The following is a 12,356-nucleotide window of genomic DNA, read 5'->3' as shown; positions in this document are numbered from 1 at the left end:
TCGATTGACGTGTGAATGACTATGTTGAGCTTTGAAGGTAAAGAGATAGAGACCGATAACGACGGCTATCTGAAAGAGAGCAGCCAGTGGAGCGAAGGGCTTGCCGAGGTGATTGCCGAGAAAGAGGCGATTACCCTGACGCCAGAACACTGGGAAGTGGTGCGTTTTGTCCGCGACTTCTATCTGGAATTCAACACTTCCCCAGCCATCCGTATGCTGGTGAAAGCGATGGCCAATAAGTTTGGCGAAGAGAAAGGCAACAGCCGCTATCTGTATCGCCTGTTCCCGAAAGGCCCGGCCAAGCAGGCGACTAAAATCGCGGGACTGCCGAAGCCCGTGAAGTGCATTTAATAGCGAATACCGAAATTCACATATTCGCGGCCGGGTTGATGCGGTTCGGTTAAGACCTTTTCAACCCGCGCGCTACGTGGCCCACCCGCTTTCAGCCAGGCGACCAGTTTTTCGACCTGTTCAGCGTCGCCGCAGGCCACCACCTCGACGCTGCCGTCATCCCTGTTACGCGCGTAGCCCGTCAGCCCGAGCTGTAACGCTTCGCGCTGCGTACTGTAGCGAAACCCGACGCCCTGAACGGTGCCGTGAACCCAGGCGATTGTGCAGACTTTTGACATCATCGTTCCCCTTAATCCTGTCTGGCGCGTTGCATTTCCCCACTGAACTCGGGAAAATGGCCGCCAATTCATTGAATCAACAGAATAGCAAATTATGAGTGTACGTTTAGTGTTAGCCAAAGGGCGCGAAAAATCATTACTGCGCCGCCATCCCTGGGTCTTTTCCGGCGCAGTTGCCCGCATGGAAGGGAAAGCCAGCCTCGGTGAAACCATCGATATCGTTGACCATCAGGGGAAATGGTTAGCTCGCGGCGCATACTCGCCTGCCTCCCAGATCCGCGCGCGCGTCTGGAGCTTCGATAAAGACGAAACCATCGACATCGCCTTCTTCACCCGCCGTTTACAGCGGGCGCAGGAGTGGCGTGACTGGCTGGCGAAACGCGACGGGCTGGACAGCTATCGTTTGATCGCCGGTGAGTCCGACGGTCTGCCGGGCGTGACCATCGACCGCTTCGGCAACTTCATGGTGCTTCAGTTGCTGAGCGCGGGCGCAGAATATCAGCGCGCGGCGTTAATCAGCGCGCTGCAAACCCTGTATCCGGAATGCGCCATTTACGATCGCAGCGACGTCGCGGTACGTAAAAAAGAGGGCATGGAGTTGACGCAAGGCCTGGTCACCGGCGAACTGCCGCCTGCCCTGCTGCCGATTGAAGAGCACGGCATGAAGCTGTACGTCGATATTCAGGGTGGCCACAAAACCGGCTATTACCTCGATCAGCGCGACAGCCGCCTGGCGACGCGTCAGTACGTGAAGAACAAACGCGTGCTGAACTGCTTCTCCTACACCGGCGGTTTTGCCGTTTCCGCGCTGATGGGCGGTTGCAGCCAGGTCGTCAGCGTCGATACCTCTCAGGAAGCGCTGGACGTGGCGAAACAGAACGTCGAGCTGAACAAGCTGGATCTGAGCAAAGCCGAATTTGTCCGCGACGACGTGTTCAAACTGCTGCGTAAATATCGCGACCAGGGCGAAACATTCGACGTGATCGTGATGGACCCGCCGAAGTTTGTCGAAAATAAAAGCCAGTTGATGGGCGCCTGCCGTGGCTATAAAGATATCAACATGCTCGCCATCCAGCTGCTCAATCCTGGCGGGATTTTGCTGACGTTCTCCTGCTCTGGCCTGATGACCACCGATTTATTTCAGAAACTGATCGCAGATGCCGCTGTAGATGCGGGCCGTGATGTACAATTTATAGAGCAGTTCCGTCAGGCGGCCGATCACCCGGTGATCGCTACCTATCCGGAAGGGCTGTATCTGAAAGGGTTTGCCTGTCGCGTCATGTAGCTTGAAAAGTGGAATGTTGCCCATACATCTGATGTAAGTAACATTTCCCGGGAGGTGACTATGATTGCCAGCAAATACGGTATCGGCCAGCAGGTGCGCCACTCCCTGTTAGGGTATCTGGGGGTGGTGGTGGATATTGACCCGGAATACTCCCTTGATGAACCGTCAGCGGACGAGCTGGCGGTTAACGCCGAGCTTCGCGCTGCACCCTGGTACCATGTGGTCATGGAAGATGACGATGGTCAGCCGGTTCACACTTATCTTGCGGAGGCGCAGTTAAGCAGTGAACTGCAGAAGGAACATCCTGAGCAACCTTCCATGGACGAACTGGCCCAGACCATCCGCAAACAGCTCCAGGCTCCGCGCCTGCGGAACTAACTAAATAACAAAGCCCGATTCAATCGGGCTTTTTTATTACTTCGCCAGACCCAGTCGCGGGATATCAATCGCCGGACAGCGATCCATCACCACGTTTAACCCGGCATCGCGCGCCAGAACGGCCGCCTGTTCGTTAATCACGCCAAGCTGCATCCACAGGGTTTTCGCCCCAATCGCTATCGCCTCTTGCGCCACGCCCCAGGCCGCCTCTGAGTTACGGAACACATCCACCATGTCGACTTTCTCAGGCACATCGGCAAGCGTTGCGTAGCCCTGTTGCCCCAGCAGCGTTTTACCCGCCACCTTCGGTGAAACCGGGATCACGTGATAGCCCTGGTCGAGAAGATATTTCATTACGCGATAGCCGGGACGATCGGGTTTATCACTCGCGCCCACCAGCGCGATGGTACGGGTCGAGGTCAGAATGGCGATAATCTCGTTCTCTTTCTTGGTGTTTCTCCTGGCTTTTTTTAAAGTGTACGCCAAAGCCCTTCAGGCAACCATTCATCCCATACATCTGTATGAGGGCAAAACCCTGGAATATGTCTATATGTTAGTAAACGTGTTTATCGAAAAATTTAGATACATTATTACGACGAAAGTATTTTCGACAGGAGCGCCTTATGAAGACCGGCATTGCCTCTGCTGTGATTGCATTATTGATGCCGGTCTGCGTTTATGCCACAACGCTGCGATTATCCACGGACATTGATTTGCTGGTCCTCGACGGCAAAAAAGTCTCCAGTTCGCTGCTGCGCGGCGCGGACAGCATCGAACTGGATAACGGGCCGCATCAGATTGTCTTTCGCATCGAAAAAAACATTCGCCTCTCCAACCACGAGCAGCGCCTCTACATCTCCCCGCCGCTGGTGGTGAGCTTTAACACGCAGAAAATCAGCCAGGTGAATTTTAATCTGCCGCGGCTGGAGACGGAAAAAGAGTCCGAAACCTTTGAAGCCGCGCCAAAACTGGAGCTACTGGACGGCGATGCGATGCCCATTCCGGTAAAACTGGACATTCTGGCACTGACCAAAACCCCGAAAGGGCTGGATTACGAAGCGGACACGGAACGCTATAACAAAGCGGGCAAAACCGCGTCGTTGCCCAAGTTTGCCACCATGATGGCAGATGACAGCACGCTGCTGTCCGGCGTGTCTGAGCTGGATGTGATCCCCCCGCAGTCGCAGACGCTGACCGAGCAGCGCCTCAAATTCTGGTTCCAGCAGGCCGATCCCGACACCCGCACGCGATTTTTACAGTGGGCGAAGCAACAACCTTCGTCCTGAGCCACATTTTTTCGCCCTTTCTCTTGCAGCGTCAGGCGGTTCCCGTCATCGTGTAGCCAGTTAACCTGAACCTGACGGAAAAGATTATGGAACTGACAACACGTACCCTGCCGGAGCGCAAACACATCGCGCTGGTCGCGCACGATCACTGTAAACAAATGCTGCTGAACTGGGTTCAGCGCCACCAGGCTCTGCTGGAAAAACACAATCTCTCTGCAACCGGCACCACCGGAAATCTGATCCAGCGTGAAACCGGGCTGGAAGTGAATGCCATGCTGAGCGGCCCGTTGGGCGGCGATCAGCAGGTGGGCGCGCAGATTTCGGAAGGGAAAATTGATGTGCTGATTTTCTTCTGGGACCCGCTGAACGCGGTGCCGCACGATCCGGATGTGAAGGCGTTGCTGCGCCTCGCGACCGTGTGGAATATTCCAGTTGCCACTAACCTCTCTACCGCCGACTTTATTATCGAGTCGCCGCAGTTCAACGCGCCGATTGAGATCCTGATTCCGGATTATCCGCGCTATCTGGCAGAAAGGCTGAAGTAAGCGTTTATGCCGGGCGGCGACTTCGCCTGACCCGGCATTAATCTTTAAGGCTTTTTCGCCACCGGCACATCTATATTCTTCAGAATATCCACGAAGCGCGACGGTTCATCTTTGTTGAACAGCAGCCAGACGCGATGACGTGCGCGGGTAATGGCCACGTAGAGCAGACGACGCTCTTCCGCATCCGGGAAATCCTCCACGACCGGCAGCAGTGCCTGCTCCATGACCGATTCGCGCGCCGGGGCCGGGAAGCCGTCACTGCCCTCCTGCAGCCCAAGCACAATCACGTAATCTGCCTGCTGGCCTTTGCTGGCATGAATGGTGGTGAAGTCGAGCGTAAGCTTTGGCCAGCGGGTGGCGGCTTTGTCCAGTATCGCCGGTTTCAGGTGGTGATAGCGCGCCAGCACCAAAATTCGTTCTTCCGCTTTCACATAGCCGCTCATCTTGTCCAGCAGCGCCTCCAGCTGATCCTGCGGCAAAAGCGTCACCGCTTTCTTATCCCCGGCAGACAGGCTGTTCAGCGGTTTCACCAGTTGATGCGGGTTCTGCTGGATAAAGCGGTTGGCGATTTCACCGATGCGGGAGTTGAAGCGGTACGTGGTGTCGAGATCGCTGCGATCGCCCTCGCCAAAATAGTGATGGAAAGCGGTGGTCAGCGACAGTTGCGCGCCGCTAAAGCGGTAAATCGCCTGCCAGTCATCCCCCACGGTAAAGAGCGAAGTGTGTTTGTTCTGCGCGCGAAGTGCCGCCAGCAGCGCGGCGCGCTGCGGGGAGATATCCTGAAATTCGTCCACCAGAATATGTTTCCACGGACTGACGAAGCGCCCTTTTTCGAGAATGATAATGGCCTGATGAATCAGCCCGGAGAAATCGACGGCATTCTCCTCTTTCAGCGTCGATTTCCAGGCTTTCAGCAGCGGAGCCATCAGCTTCACGCGTTTTGAAAACAGCGCCCGCACCTCTTCTGGCGCATTCTCAATCATCTCGGCCTGCGAGCCACCGTGCATGCGCATCAGGCTCACCCAGCGATCGAGCCGTGAGCCGAGGCGACGCGCCAGTTTCTCGTCCTGCCAGAAACTGCCTTCCGGCACCGTCCAGTTCAGCTCCTCTTCCAGCCACTGGCGCCACCCTTTTGCCTGCGCCTTTTTCTCGCTGCACTGCTGTTGCCAGGTGGTGATAAACAGTGAAAGCCTGGCCTGAGTGTCGTTTTCCAGTTTGCTGATCACCGGCACTTTTTTGCTGCCCTGCTGGATAATGTGCAGCGCCAGGGCATGGAACGTCCGCGCGCTGATATCCCGCGTGTGTAAACGTTCTTGAATCCGCTCGTCCATCTCCTGCGCGGCCTTACGACCAAAGGCCAGAAGCAGAATCTGGTCGGCTGTGGCTTCGCCGCGGGCGAGCAGCCATCCGGCTCGCGCCACCAGCACTGAGGTTTTACCGCTGCCTGCGCCCGCGAGCACCAGCAGCGAATGTTCCCCGTTGACCACCGCGCGCGCCTGCGCCGGGTTTAACGGAGAGGACTCGATATTCTGGAAAAACTCGGCGTGCTGCGCCAGCATGGCATCGGTCCAGGCCTGGTTATGCGCCAGTCGGCTTTGGTCGATATCCGTCAGCCAGGCTTTGCACTGGCGCCACGGCTCGCGGCAGTTTTCAAACTCATCAAGACGAGACGAGGGTAGCGGCAGCGCCGTCAGCGCCTGGCGGATCCGCTGCTGCATTCCGGCGGTCTGAGCGCGGGTGAGCCATTTCTTTTGCGCCTGACTCTGGGCGATATCCGCCAGAACCTGCTGCAATACCTGTTCAGCCACCTGACTCATCTCCGCGCTCCACTGCTGCCAGAGTGTGCTCAGATGATGGTGGAAGCGCTGGGTTTCGGCCCATTCGGTCCCGTGCAGACGCACAACTTTATCGGCAGGCAGGACAAACTCCAGCTCGCCCCACACCAGGCCGCGTTTGCAGTGGATAGCCAACAGCTGATTGAATGGAATGAGATATTCGTGGCGTTCGCCGGAGACTTTCACTCCGGCGTTAAGAAGGACAACCTTGTCGTACGGATGTTGCGCCAGGCGCTTGCCTAATGATGTCGCTTTTAGTTCCATGTCCAGCCTGATCCACGAAGAGAGTGTTTGCCCATTAGTTTAACCGCCAGTTTTCAGGTGCTCCAGCCTAAAAAAACGTTACAATCATCAGGCTTTAATCATATCGAAAGGAAGTGAGGCTTTATGCGTACCGTTCTGAATATTTTGAATTTTGTCCTTGGCGGTTTTGCCACCACCCTTTCCTGGCTATTTGCCACGCTGGTCAGCATTGTTCTGATCTTCACGCTCCCCCTGACGCGCTCGTGCTGGGAGATCACTAAACTCTCCCTGGTGCCCTACGGCAACGAAGCCGTTCATGTGGATGAACTTAATCCGGAGAGCAAAAGCGTCCTGATGAATACGGGCGGAACGCTGCTCAATATGTTGTGGCTAATCTTCTTCGGCTGGTGGCTGTGCCTGATGCACATCGCGGTCGGGATCACGCAGTGCATTACGATTATTGGGATCCCGGTCGGGATCGCCAACTTTAAGATCGCCGCGATTGCCCTGTGGCCCGTCGGTCGCCGCGTGGTGCCGGTAGAAGTCGCGCAGGCTGCGCGCGAAGCCAATGCCCGCCGTCGTTTTCAGTAACTAAGGATACGCCGCCCCTATGCTAAGCCCGTTGCTTCGCAGATACACATGGAACAGTGCCTGGCTCTATAACGTCAGGATTTTTATCGCGCTTTGCGGCGCGGCAGCCGTGCCCTGGTGGCTCGGCGAGGTTAAGCTGACCATTCCGCTGACCCTTGGCGTGGTGGCAGGAGCGCTGGCCGACCTTGACGATCGCCTGGCCGGACGGCTGCGCAATCTGGTGATTACGCTGATCTGTTTTTTCATCGCCTCAGCGTCCGTCGAGTTGCTCTTCCCCTGGCCGTGGCTTTTTGCCCTGGGTCTGATGATCTCCACCACCGGCTTTATTCTGCTGGGCGGGCTGGGACAGCGCTACGCGACTATCGCCTTTGGCGCACTGCTGATTGCGATCTACACCATGCTGGGCGTGTCCCTTTACGACCAGTGGTATCAACAGCCGCTTCTGCTGCTTGTGGGGGCGATCTGGTATAACCTGCTGACCCTGACCGGGCACCTGATCTTCCCGATTCGTCCGCTACAGGACAATCTCGCGCGCAGCTATGAACAGCTGGCGCACTATCTGGAACTCAAATCCCGGCTGTTCGACCCGGACATCGAAGAAGAGAGCCAGGCCCCGCTTTACGATCTGGCGCTGGCCAACGGACAGCTGGTCACCACGCTGAATCAGACCAAAGCCTCGCTACTCACGCGTCTGCGCGGCGATCGCGGTCAGCGCGGCACCCGACAAACGCTGCATTATTACTTTGTGGCTCAGGATATTCACGAGCGAGCCAGCTCGTCGCATGTACAATACGCCGCCCTGCGCGAGAAGTTCCGCTATAGCGACGTGATGTTCCGCTTCCAGCGACTGCTGTCGATGCAGTCCCAGGCATGCCAGCAGCTGGCGCGATCGATTCTCTTACGAACACCTTACCAGCACGATCCTCGCTTCGAGCGGGCGTTCAGCCATCTTGATGCGGCGCTCGATCGCGTGCAGGCCAGCGGCACCTCGCCAGAACAGATGAAAGCCCTGGGGTTCTTGCTGAACAATCTGCGCGCCATCGATGCGCAACTGGCGACGATCCAGTCTGAGCAGGCGCTCTCCATGCCGGGTAACGAAGCGGAAAACCAGCTCGCGGACGACAGCCCGCACGGCTTCGCGGATATGTGGCTGCGTTTGAGCCGCAATTTCACGCCGGAGTCTGCCCTCTTTCGCCATGCGGTGAGGATGTCCGCCGTCCTGTGCGTTGGTTATGCCTTTATACAGATCACCGGCCTGCACCACGGCTACTGGATTTTGCTCACCAGCCTGTTTGTCTGCCAGCCAAACTACAACGCCACCCGCCATCGCCTGGCGCTGCGCGTGATCGGCACGCTCGTCGGTGTCGCCATTGGTCTGCCGGTGCTCTATTTTGTCCCTTCCGTAGAAGGTCAGCTCATCCTGATCGTCATTACCGGCGTGCTGTTCTTCGCCTTTCGTAATGTCCAGTATGCTCATGCGACCATGTTTATTACCCTGCTGGTGTTACTGTGCTTCAACCTGCTGGGCGAAGGATTCGAAGTCGCTCTGCCACGCATCATCGACACGCTGATTGGTTGCGCCATCGCATGGGCTGCGGTGAGCTTTATCTGGCCGGACTGGCGTTTTCGCAATCTGCCGCGCGCGTTGGATCTGGCGATAAATGCCAACTGCCGCTATCTGGACGCGATCCTCGAGCAGTATCATCAGGGCCGCGACAACCGTCTGGCCTATCGCATTGCCCGTCGTGATGCCCATAATCGCGATGCGGAACTGGCGTCGGTGGTGTCAAACATGTCAACGGAGCCGCGCGCGACCGCAGAAATTCGTGAAGTCGCTTTCCGCCTGCTGTGTCTGAACCACACCTTCACCAGTTACATTTCAACATTGGGTGCGCATCGCGAGCAGCTCACCGATCCGAACATCCTCGCACTGCTGGATGATGCTGTGTGCTACGTCGATGATGCGCTCCATCACCGTCCGGTCGACGAGCCGCGCGTGCGAAATGCAATAGATGAACTTAGCCAGCGTATTGCGCATTTCGACCCCGGTGCGGACACCAAGGCTCCGCTCGTGCTCCAGCAAATCGGTCTGCTCATCGCCCTTCTGCCTGAGATTTGCCGCCTGCAGCAGCAAATCGCTACTTACCGGAATGATTTTCCGGCAGTACAGGAAGCGCGTTAAACCACTCCATCAGCTCCCGACGCCTGATCGTCGGGAGCGCCGCCTCATGCAGCCCATCAATCGCCCCGGCCAGTGCAAACAACACTTTGACGCCAAGGTGCCGGTTCAGGGCTCTGATTTTCAGCCAGCATGCTTCTGCCCCCAGCGTCCGTAACATCGCTTCACTGGTGACGCCCGCCTCACACAGGAGAATTTCAATCTGGAACGTCAGGTTGGGCAAATCTTTGAGTCGCCGCCGCTGATGCCGCTGGTAACGCTCATGCCGGGCTGCCTCGAGCGCAAAGCTTGAAAGCTGCAACAGCCTTTCGCGGTCCTGCCATAATCCTTCATCCACGCGGTAGTAATTCAACAGAACCGGTCTGCCCCGTTTGAGTAAGGTTAAAAAGGAGGAGGACTGTTTTACACAGTACTGGGCGCTTTGCTCACACGCCCGCAGATAGAGTTCGCCATCAGACACCATTGCAAAGACCGCTTCGTCGACGGCTAATGTGTATCCGCCAAAGAGAGCCCGATGGTGGATTTCACCCAAAGGTGAGAGGTATTCCTGGGATGTATAGATCCGTTCATAAGATATCTTTTTCATGATATTCACCATATAAATCATAGAGTAACAACACCATTTACTTACTACCGGATCCGTTAGCAGGAACATAGAAAACTTATTGTCACTCGGCAAGATTATTTTGCAGGACACGCCAATATCGAACTAAATTTGCGAGACGCTTTCCGAAAATGAGGTTGATCTTTGGGCGTACAGGGGTTACTGTATATTCATACAGTAACTACAGGGCTGGAATGATTATGCACACTTCAGGCTATGCAAATCGCTTAACATCTTTTACCTCTTCCGCTGGCAATGGCGCGCAAAAAACGGCCGGGCGTGTCTCTACCGGTTTGATCAGTGAAGTGGTATATCGCGAAGACCAGCCCATGATGACACAATTGCTTTTATTGCCGCTTTTACAACAACTTGGCCAGCAGTCGCGCTGGCAGCTCTGGCTGACGCCGCAGCAGAAGTTGAGCCGGGAATGGGTACAGGCATCTGGGCTGCCCCTCACCAAAATGATGCAGAGCAGCCAGGTCGCGCCATGCCATACGGTGGATTCGATGGTTCGCGCATTGCGCACCGGGAACTACAGCGTTGTGATTGGCTGGCTGGCAGAAGAATTAACAGAAGAAGAACATATTCGCCTGGCGAATGCGGCAGAAGAAGGTGACGCGATAGGGTTCATTATGCGTCCGGTTCGTCTCGATACTCTCGGCAGAGGACACCTGTCTGGGCTAAAAATTCACTCAAATTTGTATCATTGAGTAAATTTAAGAGTATTCCTGGAACTTTTTTTGACATCCGTTGACGCAAAAAGTTCCACAACTCAAAACTTCGAGAAAGCTTGTCTGGCGCGGTTTCCGTTAATTTTACAGCATAAAATTCTCGCTAAAAATGTTAAATATTGCGTATACGGAACTTTTTTTTTCATATGCCTGACAGAGTTCACACTTGTAAGTTTTCGAGTACGTTGTAGACTTTACATCGCCAGGGGTGCTCGGTCTAAGCCGAAGATATCGGTAGAGTTACTAGTTTGAGCTCGCCCCCCGGTGAAGGATTTAACCGTGATTTCTCGACGAGATCTTCATGGCGATTTTTGGATGATAACGAGGCGCAAAAAATGAAAAAGACAGCTATCGCGATTGCAGTGGCACTGGCTGGCTTCGCTACCGTAGCGCAGGCCGCTCCGAAAGATAATACCTGGTATGCAGGTGGCAAACTGGGCTGGTCTCAGTTCCACGACACTGGCTGGTACAACAGCTCCCTGAACAACGATGGCCCAACTCACGAAAGCCAGCTCGGTGCAGGTGCGTTTGGTGGCTATCAGGTTAACCCGTATGTTGGTTTTGAAATGGGTTACGACTGGTTAGGTCGTATGCCATACAAAGGCGACAACGTTAACGGCGCATTCAAAGCTCAAGGCGTTCAGCTGACCGCTAAACTGGGTTACCCAGTAACTGACGATCTGGACGTGTACACTCGTCTGGGCGGCATGGTATGGCGCGCTGACTCCAGCAACAGCCGTGCTGGCGACGACCACGACACGGGTGTTTCCCCAGTATTCGCTGGTGGCGTAGAGTGGGCAATGACCCGTGATATCGCTACTCGTCTGGAATACCAGTGGGTTAACAACATCGGCGACGGTGCTACCGTTGGCGTTCGTCCTGACAACGGCATGCTGAGCGTAGGTGTTTCCTACCGTTTCGGCCAGCAGGAAGATGCAGCTCCGATCGTTGCTCCAGCTCCGGCTCCAGCTCCAGAAGTACAGACCAAGCACTTCACTCTGAAGTCTGACGTTCTGTTCAACTTCAACAAAGCAACTCTGAAACCAGAAGGTCAGCAGGCACTGGATCAGCTGTACACCCAGCTGAGCAACCTTGACCCGAAAGACGGTTCAGTAGTGGTTCTGGGCTTCACCGACCGTATCGGTTCTGACGCATACAACCAGAATCTGTCCGAGAAACGTGCTCAGTCTGTAGTTGATTACCTGGTATCTAAAGGTATCCCAGCTAACAAGATCTCCCCACGTGGTATGGGCGAATCTAACCCAGTGACTGGCAACACCTGTGACAACGTGAAAGCTCGCGCTGCACTGATCGATTGCCTGGCACCAGATCGTCGCGTTGAGATCGAAGTTAAAGGTATCAAAGACGTTGTAACTCAGCCTGCGGCATAAGTTATCGTCTTATAAAAAAACCCCGCCATGCGGGGTTTTTTATTGCCTGAAGAAAAGTGAAAAACTATTTTTTGCCAAGCATGGCCTGCAGGTCATTCTTCAGCGTTGACATCTGGTTAGCATATTTCTCTTTATGCTCCGCATCTTCAATCAGCTGCACCACCGTCTCCGACAAGGTTTTTCCTCTGCGCTGGGCCAAACCGGCTAACCGCTGCCAGACCATAAACTCCAGGTCGATAGACTTCTTACGCGTGTGCTGATGTTCAGCGTTAAAATGGCGTTTGCGACGCGCACGAATGGTCTGCTTCATACGGTTTAACAGCGCCGGATTGATGTGCTTTTCGATCCACCCGTTGACCTGTACCGGCTCATTTTCGAGGGTCAGCAAAACATCCACCGCTTCTTTTGCAGCACTGGCTTCGATGTAGCAGGTGATCAGCTCGCCTTCTCGATGCTTTTTGACCAGATACTTCCATTTCCAGCCGCTTTCGAGATTTTCCAGTTGTTGATATTTCATCGCGATCTCAGTGTTACCTCGTAACTATGTTCAGAATATCAGTTTTTTGGCAATCTGCTGAAAAGAAATCATATCCTGAGAGCCTTGCGTCGCATTCACCCTCTGAAATCCCGAATACCACGTGGGAATGGGTCAACGCTTG

At 55.1% G+C, this 12,356-nt stretch carries 14 protein-coding genes; 9 read left to right on the top strand and 5 right to left on the bottom strand.

Annotation, left to right across the window (positions count from 1 at the left end; genetic code table 11):
- The first annotated feature begins 21 nt into the window (after positions 1–21).
- Positions 22–351 carry a sulfurtransferase TusE gene (gene tusE, locus U9O48_RS08335; protein ID WP_100780673.1) on the top strand — a complete coding sequence of 110 codons (330 nt, stop codon included), beginning with the start codon at positions 22–24 and terminating at the stop codon, positions 349–351.
- Here tusE and yccX read toward each other — a convergent pair.
- Entirely contained in the window at positions 348–629 is a 282-nt protein-coding gene (gene yccX, locus U9O48_RS08330) for an acylphosphatase (protein ID WP_285145398.1), read from the bottom strand. The genes tusE and yccX overlap by 4 nt on opposite strands.
- 94 nt (positions 630–723) lie before the next feature.
- Here yccX and rlmI point away from each other — a divergent pair, with 94 nt between their 5' ends.
- Together rlmI and hspQ are read left to right on the top strand one after the other, a co-directional pair.
- Positions 724–1,914, top strand: a complete 1,191-nt coding sequence (rlmI, locus tag U9O48_RS08325; protein WP_324724054.1) for a 23S rRNA (cytosine(1962)-C(5))-methyltransferase RlmI — start codon at positions 724–726, stop codon at positions 1,912–1,914.
- A 60-nt stretch (positions 1,915–1,974) separates the two neighbouring features.
- Positions 1,975–2,292 (top strand): heat shock protein HspQ, encoded by a 318-nt coding sequence (hspQ, locus tag U9O48_RS08320; RefSeq protein WP_100780676.1) that lies wholly within the window; start codon positions 1,975–1,977, stop codon positions 2,290–2,292.
- 36 nt (positions 2,293–2,328) lie between these two features.
- Here the strand turns inward: hspQ and U9O48_RS08315 are convergent, their stop codons facing one another.
- Complete coding sequence (locus U9O48_RS08315) at positions 2,329–2,778, bottom strand: CoA-binding protein (protein ID WP_324724050.1); 450 nt, start codon at positions 2,776–2,778, stop codon at positions 2,329–2,331.
- A gap of 137 nt (positions 2,779–2,915) precedes the next feature.
- Here U9O48_RS08315 and csgI point away from each other — a divergent pair, with 137 nt between their 5' ends.
- Positions 2,916–3,578, top strand: coding sequence for a curli synthesis inhibitor (csgI, locus tag U9O48_RS08310; RefSeq protein WP_285149167.1), 663 nt, complete (start codon positions 2,916–2,918; stop codon positions 3,576–3,578).
- Between the two features lie 86 nt (positions 3,579–3,664).
- The gene (gene mgsA / locus U9O48_RS08305) at positions 3,665–4,123 is read left to right on the top strand and encodes a methylglyoxal synthase (protein ID WP_282492414.1); all 459 of its coding nucleotides are present in this window, start codon (positions 3,665–3,667) and stop codon (positions 4,121–4,123) included.
- 44 nt (positions 4,124–4,167) lie between these two features.
- On the opposite strand, the gene helD is transcribed toward mgsA, so the two are convergent.
- A complete protein-coding gene (helD, locus tag U9O48_RS08300) occupies positions 4,168–6,222 on the bottom strand; it encodes a DNA helicase IV (RefSeq protein ID WP_324724049.1) in 2,055 nt (684 codons plus the stop codon).
- Between the two features lie 123 nt (positions 6,223–6,345).
- Between helD and U9O48_RS08295 the strand changes: the two genes are divergently transcribed.
- Entirely contained in the window at positions 6,346–6,792 is a 447-nt protein-coding gene (locus U9O48_RS08295) for a YccF domain-containing protein (protein WP_282492412.1), read from the top strand.
- Between the two features lie 19 nt (positions 6,793–6,811).
- Positions 6,812–8,974, top strand: a complete 2,163-nt coding sequence (gene yccS, locus U9O48_RS08290) for a YccS family putative transporter (protein ID WP_324724048.1) — start codon at positions 6,812–6,814, stop codon at positions 8,972–8,974.
- Here the strand turns inward: yccS and U9O48_RS08285 are convergent.
- Positions 8,931–9,557 (bottom strand): TfoX/Sxy family DNA transformation protein, encoded by a 627-nt coding sequence (locus tag U9O48_RS08285; protein ID WP_324724047.1) that lies wholly within the window; start codon positions 9,555–9,557, stop codon positions 8,931–8,933. The genes yccS and U9O48_RS08285 overlap by 44 nt on opposite strands.
- A 218-nt stretch (positions 9,558–9,775) precedes the next feature.
- Here U9O48_RS08285 and sulA point away from each other — a divergent pair, with 218 nt between their 5' ends.
- Entirely contained in the window at positions 9,776–10,285 is a 510-nt protein-coding gene (sulA, locus tag U9O48_RS08280; protein WP_282492409.1) for an SOS-induced cell division inhibitor SulA, read from the top strand.
- Between the two features lie 356 nt (positions 10,286–10,641).
- Positions 10,642–11,697, top strand: coding sequence for a porin OmpA (ompA, locus tag U9O48_RS08275; protein WP_324724045.1), 1,056 nt, complete (start codon positions 10,642–10,644; stop codon positions 11,695–11,697).
- A 64-nt stretch (positions 11,698–11,761) separates the two neighbouring features.
- On the opposite strand, the gene matP is transcribed toward ompA, so the two are convergent.
- A complete protein-coding gene (matP, locus tag U9O48_RS08270) occupies positions 11,762–12,214 on the bottom strand; it encodes a macrodomain Ter protein MatP (protein ID WP_282492407.1) in 453 nt (150 codons plus the stop codon).
- Positions 12,215–12,356 lie beyond the last annotated feature (142 nt).

It is taken from the genome of Lelliottia sp. JS-SCA-14, assembly GCF_035593345.1.
In the GTDB taxonomy this organism is placed as follows: Bacteria; Pseudomonadota; Gammaproteobacteria; order Enterobacterales; family Enterobacteriaceae; genus Enterobacter; species Enterobacter wanjuensis.
The sequence above is the reverse complement of the archived record's forward strand: the minus strand, read 5'-3'. Positions and strand labels throughout refer to the sequence as shown.